The following is a 17,442-nucleotide window of genomic DNA, read 5'->3' as shown; positions in this document are numbered from 1 at the left end:
CGTGACTAGCGGTGGCGAGTGTCGAGTGCGGCGAGTATCGCCTCGGCGGACTCTCGCTCGGGCAGTGCGCCCTCTGGGGAGACGCCTGTTGCAACCGCGACGACGCCCGCGAGCGCACCGATGAGGTCGCGCAGATCGGGAGGGAGTGGGAAGAACTCGTCCTCCTCGAGGACGCTGATCTCCTCGACGCCCAGCCGCGGCGCGAGTGCGGCCACCACATCTTTGACGACGGACTCCGCAGCCGATGCCCCGGCGGTGACGCCCACGATGCCCTCGAACGGGCCGACGAGCTCGCTCGGGCGGTTGACGCGCTCGACGTGGCCCACGCCGGCGCTCGTGGCGACGCGCTCGAGAGCGCGGGTGTTCGAGGAGTTCGCAGATCCGACCACGACCATGGCGTCGACACGCTCTGCAAGCGCCCGAACGGCCGCCTGTCGGTTCGTGGTGGCGTAGCACAGGTCGGAGCGGCCCGGCTGCCAGAGGTTGGGCGTCTGGCTGGCGACGATGGCGGCGATCGCCTCCCATTCGGGCACGGCGAGCGTGGTCTGGGCGAGCAGCGCGACCGGCCCGTCGCCGAGGGTGATGGCGCGAGCCTCCTCTGGCGTCTCGACGAAGGTGACGGCTTCGGGAGCTTCGGCGGTGGCGCCGATGGCCTCCTCGTGGCCACGATGACCGACGTAGACGATCTGGTAGCCGCGCTGGGCTCGCGTTCGGATCTCGTGGTGGACCTTCGTGACGAGCGGACAGACGGCATCGACGACGATGGGACAGCGTTGGCGCGCCGCCTCGAGGACCTCGGGGGCGGTCCCGTGGGCAGACAGCATGACCGGGCGACCAGGGGGGACGCTCTCGACGTCGTCGACGAAGACGACGCCTGCTGCTTCGAACGCCTCGACCACGAGGCGGTTGTGCACGATCTCGTGGTAGCAGTACACGGGCGGTTCGAAGATGCGCAGCATCCAGCCGAGGGCGCCGATGGCCCGCTCGACCCCGGCACAAAAACCACGAGGAGCGGCGAGCAGGACCTTGTCGACGGCCATGGTTCGTGAGTCTAGGGCGCTCGAGAAGGCGCCCTCTGGGTGCTCACTAGGCTCTCGGTGTGCCTCGTCCTCACCTGCTCTTCGTCGAGCCTGACTCGCCTGCGGGCCGCGCCGGTCTCGCGCCCGGCGACGTGCTGGTCGCGGTGAACGGCGTGGAGCCTCGGGACGTCATCGAGTACCGCCAGCTCATCGACGACGCAGACCCGGTGCTCGAGGTCGAGCGAGGCGGTGTGTCGCTCGAGGTGGCCGTCGACAAGGCGGCGGGCATGCCGCTCGGGGCGGAGCTCTCTGACGCCGTGTTCGACGGGGTGACCACCTGCGACAACCACTGCGAGTTCTGCTTCATCTACCAACTGCCGAAGGGCTTGCGACGGACGCTGTACGTCAAGGACGACGACTATCGCCTCTCGTTCCTCTACGGCAACTTCACGACGCTCACGCGTTTCACCGAGGCGGACTTCGAACGGGTCGTCACCGAACGCCTGGGGCCCCTCTACGTCTCGGTGCATGCCACGAACCCCGCGCTGCGGGCGTCGATGCTGCGTAACCCGCGTGGCGCGGTGTCGCTGCGCTGGCTGGTCGCGCTCGTCGAGGCGGGCGTCGAGGTGCATGCGCAGGTCGTGCTCGTGCCGGAGCGCAACGACGCGGACGAGCTCGAGGCGACCTTGGCCGAGCTGGCGCTCCTCGCACCGGGCCTTGCGAGCATCGGGGTCGTGCCCTACGGCGTGTCGCGCTTCAGCCGCGAGCACCTGCGTGCCCACACCCCCGACGAGGCACGCCGGGCGGTCGAGATCATCGAGCGCTACGACCGCTGGGCCCGCGATCGGCGTGCGCCCCGTGCCTGGGCCGCCGACGAGCTCTACCTGGTCGGGGGGGTCGAGTTCCCGCCGCTCGAGGACTACGCCGGTCTGCCTCAGCTCGAGAACGGTATCGGGCTCGCGAGGGCCTTCGAGGCCGAGTTCCTCGGCGCCAGGTCGCCGTCGACGGAGCCCGCGAGCGGGTTCTTTCGGGCGATCGAGGGAGCCCCGGCCCTCGGCTACCGAGCGACGCGCGTCGAGCTCTCGGGTCGGCGGCGCCCAGGCCCAGCAACGGCCGTCGTCACATCCAGCTATGGAGCAGCCGTGCTGCGCCCGCTCCTCGAGCGCCATGGCTACGGCGATGTTCGTGTCGTCGAGGTGGCGAACGAGTATTTCGGCGGCAACGTGGGGGTCGCAGGCCTCCTCGCGGGCAGCGACGTGGCTCGAGCGGTCGCAGACGCCCCTGAGGATCGGCTCCTGCTGCCGGACGTGTGTCTGTCCGGGGGTCGGTTCATCGACGGCGTCGCTCTCGATGAACTCGACCCGCGGCTCGAGGTCGTCGCGACGAACGGGAGCGCGCTGCGGTGGGCGATCCGCGTGGGGAGAGCAGCATGAAGCGCGTCGTGATCGTCGGGCGCCCGAACGTCGGCAAGTCCAGCCTGTTCAACCGCGTGGTGGGACGACGAGAGGCGGTGGTCGAGGAACGGCCCAAGGTGACGCGGGATGCGAAGGAGGCGACCATCGACTGGGAGGGGGCGCCGCTGGCGATCGTCGACACCGGCGGCTACCTCGCGGGCGCAGACGGTCTCGATGCTGCGGTGTCGGCTGCGGTGGAGGCGGCGCTCCGGCGGGCGGATCTCGCGCTCGTGGTCGTCGATGCGCGTGTGCCCCCCACCGAGGAGGACGCAGCCATCGCCCGCGTGGTGCGCCGCGCCAAGGTGCCCTCGATCCTCGTCGCGAACAAGGTGGACAGCCCTGGGCATGAGCCGGCCATCTGGGAGCACTTGGCGCTCGGGGTCGGCGAGCCGGTGCCGGTGTCGGCGATGCACGGTCGTGGTGTCTTCGAGCTGCTCGATCTCGTTGCACGGCGACTCGACCTCACCGCGGCGGAGGAGCCGGAGGCGGCGCCGGCAGCCGACGTTGCCGTCGCGATCGTGGGGCGGCCGAACGTCGGCAAGTCGAGCCTGTTCAACCGACTGGTTGGCGAGCCGCGGGCCATCGTCTATGACCAGCCGGGCACGACCGTCGACACCTTGGATACGGTCGTCGAGACCGACGAGGGTCGCATCCGCTTCGTTGACACCGCTGGGCTCCGGCGCCGCAGCCGCTACGAGTCGGGCACTGAGTACTTCTCGATGGTGCGCACGCTGGCGGCGATCGATGCGGCCGACGTGTCGCTGCTCGTGATCGACGCGACCGAGGGCGTCACCGGATGGGATCAGCGCCTCGTCGAGCGCATCGACGCCGCGGGCTCACCGGTCGTCGTCGTGCTGAACAAGTGGGACCAGCTCGACGCCGAGGCCAAGGACCGCATCGAGCGTGACGTCGAGGACCGACTGGCTTTCGTGACGGGGCTCGATCCGGTTCGGATCTCGGCACTCACGGGCCGCGGCGTGCATCGAGTGCTGCCGGCGATCTTCGCGGCTCGGGCCGACTACGAGCGTCGCGTGCCGACGGGCCAGCTCAATCGCTTCTTGAACGAGCTCCAGTCGGAGCACCCCCCGCCCGCCGGGCGCATCCTCTACGCGGTACAGGGGGCGACGCGGCCGCCGACCTTCACACTCTTTGCGAACCGCAGCCTCCCGCCGCCGTACCTGCGATTCCTCGAGCACCGGATCCGAGAGGCCTTCGAGATGGATGCGACGCCGATCAAGCTCAGGGTGCGTCGCCGCGGGGCGTGAGTGGAGGAGGGTCGCGTGGATCAGTACGAGCGCATCGGTGAGCTCGCCGAGACCACGAAGTACGCCTGGCCGAGCTCGGTCGAGGAGCGTCTCGTGGCCTCGGGCAAGTTGCACGCGCGTGAGCGCATCGGTCTGCTCGTCGATGCGGGCAGTTTTCGAGAGGACGGTCTGTTCGCGAACGCCACCGACCCCTCGCTCCCGGCCGACGGGGTCGTGACCGGTACGGGCACCGTCGACGGCCGTCCGGTGGCGATCATGGCGAACGACCAGACCGTCAAGGCCGGCTCCTGGGGTGCGCGCACCGTCGAGAAGATCGTTCGTATCACTGAGCTCGCCTACCGCCATCGACTCCCGATCATCTACCTGGTCGATTCGGCGGGAGCTCGCATCACCGATCAGGTCGAGCTGTTCCCGGGCCGACGGGGTGCGGGGCGCATCTTTGCGAACCAGGTTCGTCTCTCGGGCAGGGTCCCGCAGGTGTGCTGTCTGTTTGGCCCATCGGCGGCGGGAGGGGCCTACATCCCGGCCTTCTGCGACGTGGTCTTCATGGTGGAGGGACACGCCTCGATGTACCTCGGCTCTCCCCGCATGGCAGAGGTGGTGATCGGTGAGCGCGTGACGCTCGAGGAGATGGGCGGCGCGCGCATGCACGCGACGATCTCTGGATGCGGGGACAACCTCGTCGTCGACGATCGTGGGGCGATCGAGGCGGCTCGAGCATTCCTGTCGTATCTGCCGAGCGACTTCGAGGGCGATCCTCCCCGTGAGGAGCCTCGAGAGCCGCTCGTGCCGCTCGTGCGGTCACTGATCCCAGACGCTCCACAGCAAGGCTACGACATCCATCGCGTGATCGAGGGTCTGGTGGACGCGGGGAGCTTCTTCGAGCTCAAGCCGCTGTTCGCCCCGGAGCTCGTGATCGGCTTCGCACGCCTCGACGGCCAGAGCATCGGGATCGTGGCGAACAACCCTGCGGTCAAGGGGGGCGTCCTCTTCGTGGACTCCGCGGACAAGGCTGCTCGCTTCATTTGGCTCTGCGATGCGTTCAATATCCCGCTCGTGTTCCTCGCGGACGTGCCGGGGTTCATGATCGGCTCCGAGGTCGAGCGCCAGGGGATCATCCGTCACGGCGCCAAGATGATCACTGCGGTCGCCGAGGCGACGGTGCCGAAGGTGAGCGTGATCGTTCGCAAGGCCTACGGTGCGGGGCTCTATGCGATGTGCGGTCCAGCCTTTGACCCCGAGGCGACGATCGCCCTGCCAGGGGCGTCGATCGCGGTCATGGGCCCAGAGCCTGCAGTGAACGCGGTTTACTATCGCAAGATCCAGGAGATCGACGATCCGGCCGAGCGTGAGCGCTTCGTCGCCGCTCGTCGTGAGGAGTACGAGCGCGACGTCGACCTCGTTCGGCTCGCCGCAGACCTCGTCGTGGATGCCATCGTCCAACCCGAGGACCTCCGCTCGGAGCTGATCGCTCGACTCAGCCGTGCGGCGGTCAAGGATCGCCATTTCTCGGAGCGTCGACACGGGGTACCACCGGTGTAGCACCGCACTTCGGTGAGCGCTGCCACTAGGCTTGAGGCATGCCCTGGTGCGAGAGCTGCGAGCGCTTCCAGGATGCCACGGAGCTGGACAAGGAAGGGCACTGCCCGAGCTGTGGTACCGTCATCGCACCGCCGAAGCGAACCCCGTGGCACTTCAAGCTGCTGCTGGTCGCGACGGTGATCTACCTGACCTATCGCCTCATCCAGCTCATCATGTGGCTGCACCATGTCCTCTAGCTCGTCTAGCTCGTCGTCATGGACGCCGCGTCGAGACGGCGTACTCGAGGAGCTGGCCCCGGGGGTGTTCGCCTACCTCCAACCCGATGGCTCCTGGTTCCTGTCGAACGCAGGAATCGTGCTCGCTGGGGAGCGTAGCGTCCACGTCGATACCACCGCAACCGTGCGTCGTACCCAGGCGCTCCTCGAGGCAGCTCGACGCGTCGGAGCACCATCGCGCCGCCTGCTGGTGGCGACGCACCACCATGGCGATCACACGAACGGCACCGCAACCCTCGATCCTGAGGTGATGATCGCTCAGCGCTCGGTGCCCGAGGAGCTCGCGACCGGGATCGTCGTGCCGCCGCCGGGCGTGTTCACGCCGGTGGAGTGGGGGGAGATCGACGTGCGCATGCCGGACGTGCTCTTCGACGACGGTCTTACCCTGCGGTTCGACGATCACGAGATCGAGGTGAGGGCGGCGGGTCGGCCTGCGCACACACGAGGCGACGCGGTGGTCTGGTTGCCCGAGAGCCGCGTGCTCTTCGCTGGCGACCTCCTGTTCGTCGGCGGCACCCCCTTTGCGCTGGGCGGGTCGGTGCAGGGCTGGATCGAGGTCATCGCGTGGCTCCGAACCTTCGACGCCGACGTCATCGTGCCGGGGCACGGCCCACTTGCGACGACGGCTGATCTCGACGCCGTCGAGCGCTATCTCCGCTTCGTGTGGCACCTCGCGCACGAAGCACACGAGGCCGGGGTGCCCCCGCTCGAGGCGGCGCGCTCCGTCGATCTCGGCGAGTTCGCTGCGTGGTTGGACCCAGAGCGCCTCGTCGGCAACGTGCATCGAGCGATCGCCGAGCTCGATGGGCGCGAGGTCGATGTGCTCGCTGCCTTCGGCGATATGATCGCCTACAACGGCGGACGCCCGCTGACCTGCCACGCCTGAGCAGGACGACAGAGGGTCGTGACCCCGTCCTCAACTGGAATCAGATCTCGGGCCGATACCTCGTGCATGGCTCTTCGCGTCGTCGCTCCGTCCACACTTCGTTCTCTCGAGCTCCGGGCTGCTGCACTGGACGCGGTCGAGATCCCGGTGATGATCGCCGAACCGGAGGGAGAGCAGACCATCGTCTACGTCAACCCGGCAGCCGAGGCCCTCTTCGCCGAGCACGCTGTCGAGCTGAACGCCGGCTTGCAAGGCGCCGACGTGCGCCATGCATTCGGGGGGAGCATCCATCGGTTCCACCGCGATCCGGAGCGCGTCCGACGCGTGCTCGGAGAACTGCGGGCGCGCGGCGGGAGTCACAGCGCCCAGATTCGGATTGGTGATCGCATCCTCGAGACCCACGTACGTCCGGTGCACGATCGGGGTCGGCTCGTGGGTTACCTGGCTCACTGGTTCGACCGGACGGCGATCGAACAACTGGCGCGCGAGGAGGCGGTTCGTGCCGAGGCGAGGTTCGGTGAGCTCTCGTCGGGCGTCGCCCAGATCGCGGCCGCGGTCGAGGAGCTGCGCGCCTCTGCGGCCGAGGTTGCGCGCGCATCAGGGGACCTGCGACAGCTCGCGACGAGCGCATCGGAGGCTGCTCGCGACGGGGACGCCACGGTCGGTCGAGTGATCGACGCGGTCGGGGTCCTGTCGGAGCGAATCCGGAGCACCTCCGAGGCGCTGACCGCCCTTGCCGAGCGCACCCGTTCGCTCGATGCCGTTGCCGGGGCCATCGGGGGGATCGCGGACCAGACCAATCTGCTCGCCCTGAACGCCGCCATCGAGGCATCTCGTGCGGGGACTGCGGGACGGGGGTTTGCGGTCGTCGCCGACGAGGTTCGACAGCTGGCAGGTCGTGCGGGCGAGCTAGCGCACCAGATTGGGGTCGGCATCGCTGAAGTGCGCGATGGCGTCAGCGAGGCCGTGCGAGTGATCAGCGAAGGTCTCGAAGAGTCGGAGCGCAGCGTCGAACTTGGGGGTTCGGCTCGGGCTGCCGTGGCGGGGATCGTGGACGGGCTCGCATCGGTGCAAGGTCGCGTGGGTGAGATCGCAACGGCCACCGATCAGCAGCAAGAGGCCGTCGGAGAGATCTCCGGCCGGCTCCACGACATCGTCCGCTCTCATGGGCTTGATCGAGAACGCCCTGATCGCCGTGAGGTCGTGAGCGCCGCTCGTCGCTTTGGTCTCGACGACGGCCGCCAAGGCTAGGAGGCCCCCGGACTCTCGCTCGGTAGACTCGCTGGCAACGGGCTGTGGCGCAGCTTGGTTAGCGCGCTTGACTGGGGGTCAAGAGGTCGCCGGTTCAAATCCGGCCAGCCCGACCAGCATCACTCCTCACTGAGGCGCTAGGTGCGAAGCTGCATAGTTCAGACTTGGGTGCTCCTGCTACCTAGAAAGCAACCTATGGCCCAACCCACTGAGGTGGGACGCTCTTGGGTAGGTTGGCACGCGGCCTACCAGAGGGATGGGTTCGACCACCCGCTATCGCGACGGTTACCGTGCTCAGCTGCGGTGGGTCGACGTGCTCGGCAAGGCCCCTTGTCGTGCGTGCGCCACCAAGCGACGCCAAGAGGCTGGCTGGCCCCTTCGCGCGGGGACAAGGAGCCGGTCATCGCGTTACGAGCTGGTGTCGCCTTCGAGGCGAGGCGGTCGCGCCGTGGTAGCCTTGCATCAGGAGGCGCGGAGCGTGATCATTCGCGAGCATCCCAGGCTGAGCGTCGACGACGCCGCGTTGGCGGCCTTGGCCGATCGCTTCGGCATCGAAGAACTGGCTCTGTTCGGGTCGGTGCTGCGCGACGACTTCATGCCAACGAGCGACGTGGACATGCTCGTGACGTTCGAGCCCGACAGCCCGGTGCGGAGCCTGCTCGACCTGATCGAGGTCCAGCAGGAACTCGGGGCGCTGTTGCGCCGGCGTGTCGATCTCGTGGAACCTCACCTGCTGCACCGATTCATCCGGGAACAAGTGCTGGCCGATCGGCGCACGATCTATGTCACGCCACACAGACAGCGTGTATCTTGACCACATCGTGGTCGCTTGCGACCGGATTGACCGGTACTTGGCTGGAGTGTCGTACGACGCCTTCCTTGCGAATGACGAGAAGCAAAGTGCGGTCATCCGACAGTTGGAGATCATCGGGGAGGCGGCGGGTCGGCTGAGCGAAGCCTTCCGCCGCAGCAACACCGAGATCCCTTGGGGCCGCCTCAAGGCCCTTCGTAACGTCCTCATTCACGCCTACGCCGACGTAAACGTCGAGCGCGTGTGGACCGTCGCTCGAGAGGACGCCCCGGTGCTCAGGGGAGTAGCGGCTCGGTTATTGACCCGTCTCCCAGGGCCAGACAAGGGACGCGCGAGCTTTCCTCCGTTTGCCTGACCGGGCGACGTACGGCACGACCACGCATCCGGCGAGGATTGCCTTCCCAAATGGGTTGACACTTGTTACGGGGGAAGGGATGAACTGGACACCGCCACCAGCCCTCGCTAACGGACCCGCTCGCCTGGGAAGAGGCCACGACCTCGACCAGTTCCGTAGAGACGCGGCCGTGCTCGTCCTCGGCCAGCACCGCAACATCGCCGAGTTCGCCCGCGAGCTCGGCGTCAGCGAGCAGGTGCTCGGTCGAGGTGACGCCGAGTGTCATGACTCTACCGGCACCGTCGACAGCTGTGCCGCAAGCGGGTCGGCTCTGACCGCTGACCCCGGGTCACAAGAAGGCCGGTGCCTACCCTGGGCAGCGCTTGACAGCGTCGCACGATGCGCGCAGGTTGGAGATGACCGGGGTTGTGGACCCGAAGACCTGCCGTCCGGTCGTGGGCGTGTGGGTCGAGTGAGAGGGGGCAGGCATGACAGTGCGGTTCGAACGTTCGCGATGGTCTTCCTTGCTCGTGCTCGCGGGGGTGGGAATGGCCGGGTGCGGTGCGGTCGTCTCAAGCGGTCATCACGCCTCTGCACCGCAGCGTGCGAGCCACTCGACGACCACTCCTGTCGTAACTCCGACACCGTCGGCAAGTAGTAGCGCTGCTCCGCCGGACATCGCGGGGATCGAGCTCTCCTTCGTTCCGAGCCCGGACGGGAGCTTGCCGACGGGGGTGGTGGTGTCGGTCGAGGGGAGCAGGCTGGGAGACACGCCGAACGCGGACTCGTTCACGGTTGCTCGAGCCAACGGACAAGATCTTGCGTCGGCGATCCTCGGCGGGGCGACGAGCGGCGGCACGCTGCGACAGTGGTCTGATCAGCACATCGTGTTCTCGGTGCCGTACACGAGTAGCGCAGAGGCCGAGGCCTTCTCCTCGGCCGGCGTCAACGTAACGGTGACGACGAGACACGGTTCCGTGGCCGAGGAGGTGAGCTTGCCGACGAGTCCCCTTTGGCGTCCGTGGCTGGTCTGGGGTGCCTCGATGCCGGCGGTCGCCGCGGAGTACTTCGCTCTTGGAAGCGCAGAACCCGACCTGACTGCCTTGAACGGTCAAGCCCAGCAGGGTCAGTTCCCAGCGTCGGCCCAGGTGGCCGAAGCGGCCGTTCCCGGCGGCCGACCGGATCCAGTGCGGGTGTGGCCGGTAGTCGATGCGAAGGGCTACTGGTTGATCCAGCCGACAGACCTCGTCGGCGGGGTGGTGCCAGCGGGCGACTATCTGATCTACGAGGGTCGTTTCTTCGGCGACCCCTTGGCCGGTCACTTCTCCTGGCTCGTGGTAGGCGAACCCGTCGGCACGCCGAGTGCGTTCGAGTCCGCCGCCCACCTCGAGGTGCTTGCTGGTTGCAGCGCGCCCGCGGGTCACGTCTGCTAGGTCTCGCCGCAGTCTTCTGAGGCGCAACTCGCCGTCTCGGGGGTTTCCGTGGCGCCAGTGCAGACTGTGGCAGCTACGCGTGTCGGACAGGCGCTGTTGCCAGGCGCCACGACGGGTCGCGTTCGCTCGCGTGGAACGCGCTGAGGTCGAGGCTGCGTGCGGGGGAAAGGCGTGGCGGCGCGCGTGAACCAAGGCGCGCTAGTCGGCGGGCTCCGCAAGCTCAGGCGCGGGCGCCGCTGGTGGTGAAGCGAAGCGACGCGAGGCTGGTGTTGCGAGCACGGCGAGCGCAGCGAGGAGCAAGGCGAGCCCGGCCACGTCGACGAAGCGTGACGCGCCGATGGCGCGTACCGCGAAACCGGCGATGGCAACTGAGACTGGAAAGAGCCCCACCGAGGCGAGCACCATCATGCTCATGATGCGCCCGAGCAGGCGCGGATCGGCCCAGAGTTGAACGGCCGTCACCATGACGATGTTCGCAACGGCGAGGAGAGCGCTGAAGCCCGCAAGGTCGATCGCGGCGATGGGGAGCGATGCGGTTGCGGGCATGAGAAGCAGGAGCACGGTCGCGCTTGTGAGGAGGGTGCCGCCGACGACGAGCGGTCGGTGTAGCCGAGGGAGGCGCGCTGCCGCGAGCGCACCGACGAGGCCCCCGGCGCCGAAGCTGGCAAGGATGACGCCGTAGCCAGTGGCATCGGCGTGGAGCGTGGTGCGCGCAAAGACGGGCAGAGCGACCTCGCTGAGGCCGCCGAGGCCGAGATTGGCAGCCACCGTGGTTGCGATCATGAGGAGCAGCACCGGCTCGTGCACGAGGAGGCGCCGAAGCGTGAGTGGAGGAGAGGGGGCGGGGCCCGCTTGCCGTGTGCTCGTCGAGGCCGGACCGTGTGAGTGGACCGCGTCGTCGGTGCGATGGTGAGCGATGAGCGCGAGCGATCCTGCCGAGACGGCAAAGGTCGCAGCATCGATGCCGAAGCCGGTACCTGGGCCTGCGATCCCCACGATGAGGCCGCCGAACGCCGGGCCAAGCAGCGTGGCGAGCTGGGTGGCCGCGGTTGAAGTCGCGTTGGCTCCTTGGAGTTGGTCGGCTGCGATGAGCGCTGGGATGATCGAGAAGGACGCCGGGAGAAAGATCCCCTCGCAGGCGCCGAGGACGAGGGCGATGGGGATGAGCACGGCTGGTTGTGCCGGTCCGTGGAGTGCGACGGCGGCAAGCAGCCCGGCGGCTGCGGTTCTCGTGCCGTCTGCGATGAGCATGGCGGTCCAGGGCCGCACTCGGTCGGCGATGAAGCCGCCCACCGCGACGAACGCGGTGCGAGGCACCCCGTAGGCGGCGAGGACCGCCGCAAGGAGGATTGGACCGTCGTGCTGGGCCAGGACGTACCAAGGCAGAGCGACTGCGTAGGCGAGGTCGCCGAGCGTGGATGCGAGTTGTCCGGCGACGAGGAGCCGAAAGCCCGGCTCGCGAAGGGCCGGGGGAACCGCCGGTCTCATTGGTGCTGGGCTCCGCCAGCCTCGAGGTCGAAGGGGTGCGCATCGAGGATGATCTCGACAGCCATGGCGTCAGGGGGACGGGTCGAGGGATCGCTGAGCCGGTCTGGGTAGCGCTCCTGGATCAGGCGAGCGAGTTCGGCGAGCAGGTCGGTGGTCTCAGTGGGGGTGAGCCAGACGACGAACTGAGATGTCGAGAGCGCGTGGCGCCACGGTGCTGCATACGTGTGGGCCACCTGCGACCAGCCTTCGAAACGCTCGATCCAGCGGCCCTGGAGGACGCGAGCAAGCTCGCTCGCCGCGATGGCTTCGTCCGGGTCGTCGGCGTGGGGGTCGAAGTGCAGGGGGGCGGCGACGGCCCTCCAGGGCCGTTCTCGTCCGTGACCACCGTCAGCGCGCTCGACGAAGCCGAAGCGTGCGAGTTCACGAAGGTGGAACGAGCAGCTCGCAGGCGTCGTCGAGAACAGCTCACTGGCTTGCGTCGCGGTGAGCGTGCCATGGGTGACCAGGGCTTCGAGGAGCTTGATGCGCAACGGGTGTGCGAGTGCGCGCAACGCGCGTGGGTCGCGGAGGTGTCGTGGGGTCGCGGCGGCATCGGTCATGGCTCCCATGCTAGTTACGAAGGAATCCTTGCGCAACAAAATTTGCGAAAGATTCCTTGCGAAATCTCGGTGCGGGGGGCGTTGTGCCATCGAGGAGCTCCCAAACGCGCGCCCTCTGTCAGCGTGCAGTGGATTGGGCCTGGGGCGGGGCCGGCGACGGATCGACGAACTGCCCCCGTCGTCGCTCGGTTCGGGGTCGGGTCCATCACGAGGCCCGGTCGTCGTGCATCGAGGACACCAGGCACGCCTGCCGTGCGGGTAGCGACACGGCGCGCCTCGAGGACCCGTCAGCGGGCGCGTGCGAGCTCGTGTCGGGTCCGTGCTTCTTCTACCGTGGTTGGTGTGCCTGGAGACAGCCTCGACGAGTCACGGCTCGAAGCCCTGCGTCGGGACCTCGGGCAGGTCGACCTGCGCCCGCTGCCCTGGCGGGCGCGACCGTGCGATCCGTGGCACGTCTTGGTTGCGGAGACCATGTTGGTGCAGACCCAAGTTGCGAGGGTCGAAGAGACCTTCGTCGCCTTCATCGAGCGCTTCCCGACGCCACGCGCGCTTGCAGACGGCGGACTCGTCGCTGCGCTCGAGTCGTGGGGACGACTTGGCTACTACCGGCGGGCCGAGCGCCTGTGGCGCGCCGCCGTGGTGATCGTGGAGACGTGGGCCGGCGCCTGCCCCGTCGGAGAGGACGCGCTGCGGGCGTTGCCTGGGGTGGGGCGCTACGTCGCCCGCGCCGTTGCGGTTCAGTGCGGTGGGCTCGCCGCTCTCCCGATCGACACGAACGCGCGTCGGGTCCTGGTGCGCGCGCTCCTCGGCGCGCCCGCATCCGACTCGATCCTCGAGCAGGTCGGGTGCGAGCTGGTGAACGGATGCGACGCCGATCGGCTGACGCAGGCAGTCTTCGACGTCGGCGCGTTGCGGTGCCGAGCGGCGCCACAGTGCGATGCGTGCGAGCTACGCCGGTCGTGTCGAACCCACCGAGAGGGACTCACTGATCCGTGGGTGTCGCGGCATCGGCAGGGTCCGTATGTCGGTTCGCTTCGTGAGGCCCGGGCCCGTGTCCTGCGAGCACTCCTCGCCGGTCCCCAGAGCCTGCGCGACCTCGAGCGACACTCGGGTGTCGACGACCATCGCCTCGAAGCGGCGCTGCGAGGGCTGCGTGCCGATGGCCTCGTCGAGACCGACGGACAGGAACGGTGGTGGGTCCCGGAGCGACCTCGCTGACCCACCGCGCACAAAGTCGATAGAACAGATCGGAATTATTGGCTAGGCTTGGCGTTAGAGCATGTGCAGGCTCTGCGATAGGAGGGACGCGTGCGTATCGCTGAGGACGTCACCAAGCTGGTCGGCAATACTCCGCTCGTACGACTCAACCGCGTGATCGACGGGGCGGGGGCCACCGTCGTCGCAAAGCTCGAGTTCTACAACCCTGCCAACAGCGTGAAAGATCGCATCGGCGTGGCCATGATCGACGCGGCCGAGCGCGAGGGGCGCCTCAAGCCCGGGTCGACCATCGTCGAGCCGACGAGTGGCAATACCGGTATCGCGCTCGCCATGGTCGCCGCCGCACGCGGTTACCGGTGCATCTTGACCATGCCCGAGACGATGAGTCGCGAGCGCAGGATGCTGCTGCGTGCCTTCGGCGCCGAACTGGTGCTCACGCCGGGTCCCGAAGGTATGGGCGGCGCCATCGCCAGGGCGGAACAGCTCGTCAAGGAGCACCCTGACTACGTCATGCTCCAGCAATTCGAGAATCCGGCGAATCCCGCGATCCATCGAGCCACGACCGCCGAGGAGCTCTGGCGGGACACTGACGGCGCGATCGACGTGGTGGTCGGGGGCGTTGGCACGGGTGGAACGATCTCCGGCATCGGTCAGGCGCTCAAGCCACGGCGACCCTCGCTGCAGCTGATCGCCGTCGAACCCGCGGCTTCTCCCGTGCTCTCGGGTGGCCAGAAGGGACCGCACCCGATCCAGGGGATCGGGGCCGGTTTTGTCCCCGGGACCTATGACGCAACGGTCGTCGACGAAGTCGTCCAGGTGACGAACGATGAGGCCTTCGAGATGGCTCGGCGGATGGCGCGCGAAGAGGGCCTGCTCGTCGGGATCTCGTCCGGCGCAGCCGTGGCTGCGGCGCGGCGCGTAGCACAGCGGCCCGAGTCGGCGGGCAAGCTCATCGCCGTCATCATCCCGTCCTTCGGGGAGCGGTACCTCTCGACGCCGCTCTTCGCCGACTTGGCGGACGCGTGATGCTGAACGAGATGCGCCGCGACCTCGACGCGGCGCTCCACCGGGACCCTGCGGCTCGTTCGCGCATCGAAGTCGCGTTGCTCTATCCAGGCGTCCATGCGGTGTGGGGGTATCGCCTGGCCCATCGACTCTGGGAGCGCGGCCATCGGTTCGGAGCCCGGTGGTTGTCCTACTGGCTGCGGCGGCGCACAGGTGTCGAGATTCACCCTGCAGCTCGCATCGGTGCAGGCCTCTTCATCGATCACGCGACCGGTGTCGTCATCGGGGAGACGGCCGAGGTCGGCGAGGACGTCACGCTGTATCACGGTGTGACGCTCGGGGGTCGTAGTCTCGAGCACGGCAAGCGTCATCCGACCCTGGGCGATCGCGTGGTCGTCGGTGCGGGCGCGAAGATCCTCGGGCCGGTCGAGATCGGCCACGACACCCACGTCGGTGCAAACGCCGTGGTCCTCGAGTCGATGCCGTCACACGCCGTCGTCGTCGGTGCGCCGGCGCGGGTCGTCCGTCGCGACCCCCGCCTGTGTTCCACGATCGAGGGAACGACCCCCGAGGGTACCATCACGGTGCTCCCGGGACTCGCCGAGCAGTCCGAGAGCGTCATCGACTTCTCCATTTGAGCTCGTCCCCTCGAGCTGGCGCAGCTCCCTGACGCCCTCGAGATCGTGTGGCGTGAGCGCCCGAGGACGATGCGGCCAGAACGCGGGTGAGGTCGGTGTCGCGAGAGTGCTCGCGACCGTGCAGCGACTTGTGAGGGTCGTCGGTTCGGGGACATCGGCACAGAGAGGCTCCAACGTCGGCCCAATAGTTGTCTCACGCGGCACGGTCCGACTGCTACATCGCCTCGGGGCCCTACGTTCTGGGGGCAATATCCGCTGGGAACAATATCCGCTGGGAACAATATCCGCTGGGAACAATATCCGCTGGGAACAATATCCGCTGGGAACAATATCCGCTGGGAACAATATCCGCTGGGAACAATATCCGCTGGGAACAATATCCGCTGGGAACAATATCCTCTGGGAGCGACATGCTCTGGGAGTAGACGACGCCTCACACCAGCGCCCCCCGTGCAGGAGCGCCGTCCCGCGGTTGCGGCATGCGCGACGCGACCACGTCGCCGTGAGTCGTCGCAGGTCCTGGGGGATCGTGTCGGCGGGCGAGATGGGGTGACCGAGGGGATTCGAACCCCCGACCTCCAGAGCCACAATCTGGCGCTCTAACCAGCTGAGCTACGGTCACCGAGTGGGCGATAGCCTACCTGGCGGCGCTCAGGAGAGGTGCAGGCCGACCGAGGGCCACAGCGTCACGGTTGCTCGAGTGGTACCGTCGCCGATGGGATCCAGGCTGACGAGTATCGACCAGGCATGATGATCGATGCCGAGTGTGCCGATGAGGGCATCGGGGGCGAAGGTCGTGAGGTGTCCGACGCCGCGGAGGAACCGGCGCCCGGTCTGGAGCGAGATGCGCGAGTGCACGAGCGCGAGTGCGCCGTTGGGTTGGGGGATGCCCGCTGCGTCGACGACGAGATGCAGGGCGGGTCGGCCGACGAGTCGGATAGCGACGTTCACGACCTGGTGGAAGTTCGGTCGAGAAGCGTCGAAGACGCCCGCGAGCGACAGCGTCACCGATCGCTGGGCGGTGTGCTCGGTGTCGGTCAGCACCCCGCTCGACAGCGTCTCGATGGAGGCACGTTGCGCAGCGGGTGCGGCGATCGTGAAGGTGTGTTGGGGCGTTCCGGCGATCTCGAGGGAGACGGGGGGCGGATGCAGGAGGAAGCTGACCACGAGGCCGATCGCCGCCACGGCGACGAGCGCTCCCCGGAGCGGTCGGGGCCAGCGGCGCGGAAGACGCCAGAGCGCGGCGATCGCGACGGCGACCGGGAAGGTGACGACCGGCCAGATGACAAGTAGCGGGATAGGGACGAGGGCGAGGATGCCGCCCGCGCTTGCAGCCGCTCCGAGTGCGGCGAGCCAGGTCGCGCTCCGTCGAAGGTTCGGCGCGAGACCAGTTGCGGTGGCGACGAGCGCCGCGGCGACGAACGTCTCGTCGACGGCGAGCGTCGGGACGCCGATCGGGGCTGCTCGATGGTGCGACGCGAGGAGTGAAGCCGTGGCGATGGCGGTGGCGGCGGCGAGGGCGATCCAGGCGAACCCACGCCAGAGCATGAGAGCCCGTCGGCCCACGTTGCCGAGGGGACGCGCGGTGACGGCCACGACGGAGATGGCGATGAGTTGAGCAAGATCGAGGACGACCAGTGCGGTCGCTGCGGTCGTCACGGTCTCCTCGCCCGGGCCACGCCGTGAGTGTAGGAGTGCTGCGGCGATCCGCAGCGCTAGCCTCGCGCAACGGGAGGTGCTCATGGTCGCAGCGGTCGCTCGCGCGGCGACGGGGGTCGTCGGTTTCGTTGGGCTGGTCCTCACCATCGTCGGCTTCGCAGGCATCGTCGTCGATCTCGTCCGGCTCCGGACGACATCTCGCCGCGATCTGCGTCTGCGGACGGCGCTGCAGTCGTTCCGTCAACTCGACCGCTCGCAGCGAGCTGCCGTGCTCCTTGCGCTGCGCCGTGGGCCCGTGCCGCGCGAGCTCGAGCCCCTGGTGCGTGAGCAGGCCTATCGCGTCGTCGCGCAACCCGTGCCTTTCGGCGCTGCTGTGGGCACCGTGCTGGTTGCGGCCGGCGTGATCCTTGCTCGCTGGCCGAGCATCGCGTTCGTCGTGCTCGGGGTCGTGATGGTGCTCGTCGCGTCCGTCGCGGTCGTGAGCTCGATCGGGGCACGCGAGCGTGCGCGTCGCGTGCTGGCCAAGCTCGAGGGGCGCTGACGCCGAGACGACCGCGCGGGCGAA

At 68.2% G+C, this 17,442-nt stretch carries 17 protein-coding genes and 2 tRNA genes; 14 read left to right on the top strand and 5 right to left on the bottom strand.

Features of this window, described 5'->3' with window-relative positions:
* Positions 1–5: 5 nt before the first annotated feature.
* On the bottom strand, positions 6–1,040 hold the full coding sequence (ispH, locus tag AFER_RS06950) for a 4-hydroxy-3-methylbut-2-enyl diphosphate reductase (RefSeq protein ID WP_015798759.1): 1,035 nt from the start codon (positions 1,038–1,040) through the stop codon (positions 6–8).
* A gap of 59 nt (positions 1,041–1,099) precedes the next feature.
* Between ispH and AFER_RS06945 the strand changes: the two genes are divergently transcribed.
* The 10 genes from AFER_RS06945 to AFER_RS06895 all read left to right on the top strand — a co-directional run bounded on the left by AFER_RS06945 (position 1,100) and on the right by AFER_RS06895 (position 10,270).
* The gene (locus AFER_RS06945) at positions 1,100–2,452 is read left to right on the top strand and encodes a DUF512 domain-containing protein (protein ID WP_015798758.1); all 1,353 of its coding nucleotides are present in this window, start codon (positions 1,100–1,102) and stop codon (positions 2,450–2,452) included.
* Positions 2,449–3,738 (top strand): ribosome biogenesis GTPase Der, encoded by a 1,290-nt coding sequence (gene der / locus AFER_RS06940; RefSeq protein WP_015798757.1) that lies wholly within the window; start codon positions 2,449–2,451, stop codon positions 3,736–3,738. Before AFER_RS06945 ends, der begins: the two co-directional genes overlap by 4 nt.
* A gap of 15 nt (positions 3,739–3,753) precedes the next feature.
* Complete coding sequence (locus tag AFER_RS06935) at positions 3,754–5,280, top strand: acyl-CoA carboxylase subunit beta (protein WP_015798756.1); 1,527 nt, start codon at positions 3,754–3,756, stop codon at positions 5,278–5,280.
* A 38-nt stretch (positions 5,281–5,318) separates the two neighbouring features.
* Positions 5,319–5,516 (top strand): hypothetical protein, encoded by a 198-nt coding sequence (locus AFER_RS06930; RefSeq protein ID WP_015798755.1) that lies wholly within the window; start codon positions 5,319–5,321, stop codon positions 5,514–5,516.
* Between the two features lie 64 nt (positions 5,517–5,580).
* Entirely contained in the window at positions 5,581–6,441 is an 861-nt protein-coding gene (locus AFER_RS06925) for an MBL fold metallo-hydrolase (RefSeq protein ID WP_049755390.1), read from the top strand.
* Positions 6,442–6,507: 66 nt separating this feature from the next.
* Positions 6,508–7,692: a methyl-accepting chemotaxis protein gene (locus tag AFER_RS12370; protein ID WP_049755389.1), complete on the top strand. Its 1,185-nt coding sequence runs from the start codon at positions 6,508–6,510 to the stop codon at positions 7,690–7,692.
* A gap of 38 nt (positions 7,693–7,730) precedes the next feature.
* Positions 7,731–7,808: transfer RNA gene (locus AFER_RS06915), tRNA-Pro, on the top strand.
* A gap of 362 nt (positions 7,809–8,170) precedes the next feature.
* Positions 8,171–8,506: a nucleotidyltransferase family protein gene (locus tag AFER_RS12580; protein ID WP_015798752.1), complete on the top strand. Its 336-nt coding sequence runs from the start codon at positions 8,171–8,173 to the stop codon at positions 8,504–8,506.
* A complete protein-coding gene (locus AFER_RS06905) occupies positions 8,475–8,858 on the top strand; it encodes a HepT-like ribonuclease domain-containing protein (RefSeq protein ID WP_015798751.1) in 384 nt (127 codons plus the stop codon). The genes AFER_RS12580 and AFER_RS06905 overlap by 32 nt, the downstream gene beginning before the upstream one ends.
* 467 nt (positions 8,859–9,325) lie before the next feature.
* Positions 9,326–10,270 carry a hypothetical protein gene (locus AFER_RS06895; RefSeq protein WP_015798750.1) on the top strand — a complete coding sequence of 315 codons (945 nt, stop codon included), beginning with the start codon at positions 9,326–9,328 and terminating at the stop codon, positions 10,268–10,270.
* Between the two features lie 198 nt (positions 10,271–10,468).
* Here the strand turns inward: AFER_RS06895 and AFER_RS06890 are convergent, their stop codons facing one another.
* Both AFER_RS06890 and AFER_RS06885 read right to left on the bottom strand, forming a co-directional pair.
* Complete coding sequence (locus AFER_RS06890; RefSeq protein ID WP_015798749.1) at positions 10,469–11,758, bottom strand: MFS transporter; 1,290 nt, start codon at positions 11,756–11,758, stop codon at positions 10,469–10,471.
* Positions 11,755–12,357, bottom strand: coding sequence for a winged helix-turn-helix domain-containing protein (locus AFER_RS06885; RefSeq protein ID WP_041661748.1), 603 nt, complete (start codon positions 12,355–12,357; stop codon positions 11,755–11,757). The genes AFER_RS06890 and AFER_RS06885 overlap by 4 nt, the downstream gene beginning before the upstream one ends.
* Before the next feature lie 342 nt (positions 12,358–12,699).
* Here AFER_RS06885 and AFER_RS06880 point away from each other — a divergent pair, with 342 nt between their 5' ends.
* From AFER_RS06880 to cysE, 3 genes are all read left to right on the top strand, one after another.
* Positions 12,700–13,575: an HhH-GPD family protein gene (locus tag AFER_RS06880; RefSeq protein ID WP_171788964.1), complete on the top strand. Its 876-nt coding sequence runs from the start codon at positions 12,700–12,702 to the stop codon at positions 13,573–13,575.
* A gap of 90 nt (positions 13,576–13,665) precedes the next feature.
* Complete coding sequence (cysK, locus tag AFER_RS06875) at positions 13,666–14,601, top strand: cysteine synthase A (protein WP_015798746.1); 936 nt, start codon at positions 13,666–13,668, stop codon at positions 14,599–14,601.
* Positions 14,601–15,218, top strand: coding sequence for a serine O-acetyltransferase (gene cysE, locus AFER_RS06870; protein WP_015798745.1), 618 nt, complete (start codon positions 14,601–14,603; stop codon positions 15,216–15,218). Before cysK ends, cysE begins: the two co-directional genes overlap by 1 nt.
* 545 nt (positions 15,219–15,763) lie before the next feature.
* Here cysE and AFER_RS06865 read toward each other — a convergent pair.
* A tRNA-His gene (locus tag AFER_RS06865) sits at positions 15,764–15,840 on the bottom strand.
* Between the two features lie 29 nt (positions 15,841–15,869).
* On the bottom strand, positions 15,870–16,877 hold the full coding sequence (locus tag AFER_RS06860) for a hypothetical protein (RefSeq protein WP_015798744.1): 1,008 nt from the start codon (positions 16,875–16,877) through the stop codon (positions 15,870–15,872).
* 82 nt (positions 16,878–16,959) lie between these two features.
* Between AFER_RS06860 and AFER_RS06855 the strand changes: the two genes are divergently transcribed.
* Positions 16,960–17,418, top strand: a complete 459-nt coding sequence (locus tag AFER_RS06855; protein WP_015798743.1) for a hypothetical protein — start codon at positions 16,960–16,962, stop codon at positions 17,416–17,418.
* Positions 17,419–17,442: the final 24 nt, after the last annotated feature.

This window comes from Acidimicrobium ferrooxidans DSM 10331 (assembly GCF_000023265.1).
Classification (GTDB): domain Bacteria; phylum Actinomycetota; class Acidimicrobiia; order Acidimicrobiales; family Acidimicrobiaceae; genus Acidimicrobium; species Acidimicrobium ferrooxidans.
This window is presented reverse-complemented; position numbering and strand designations above follow the sequence as displayed.

Coding starts and splice junctions, on each gene's coding strand:
- ispH (WP_015798759.1), bottom strand. CDS start 1,040: ATGGCCGTCGACAAGGTCCTGCTCGCCGCTCCTCGTGGTTTTTGTGCC.
- der (WP_015798757.1), top strand. CDS start 2,449: ATGAAGCGCGTCGTGATCGTCGGGCGCCCGAACGTCGGCAAGTCCAGC.
- AFER_RS06930 (WP_015798755.1), top strand. CDS start 5,319: ATGCCCTGGTGCGAGAGCTGCGAGCGCTTCCAGGATGCCACGGAGCTG.
- AFER_RS12370 (WP_049755389.1), top strand. CDS start 6,508: ATGGCTCTTCGCGTCGTCGCTCCGTCCACACTTCGTTCTCTCGAGCTC.
- AFER_RS06905 (WP_015798751.1), top strand. CDS start 8,475: ATGTCACGCCACACAGACAGCGTGTATCTTGACCACATCGTGGTCGCT.
- AFER_RS06895 (WP_015798750.1), top strand. CDS start 9,326: ATGACAGTGCGGTTCGAACGTTCGCGATGGTCTTCCTTGCTCGTGCTC.
- AFER_RS06890 (WP_015798749.1), bottom strand. CDS start 11,758: ATGAGACCGGCGGTTCCCCCGGCCCTTCGCGAGCCGGGCTTTCGGCTC.
- AFER_RS06885 (WP_041661748.1), bottom strand. CDS start 12,357: ATGACCGATGCCGCCGCGACCCCACGACACCTCCGCGACCCACGCGCG.
- cysE (WP_015798745.1), top strand. CDS start 14,601: ATGCTGAACGAGATGCGCCGCGACCTCGACGCGGCGCTCCACCGGGAC.
- AFER_RS06855 (WP_015798743.1), top strand. CDS start 16,960: ATGGTCGCAGCGGTCGCTCGCGCGGCGACGGGGGTCGTCGGTTTCGTT.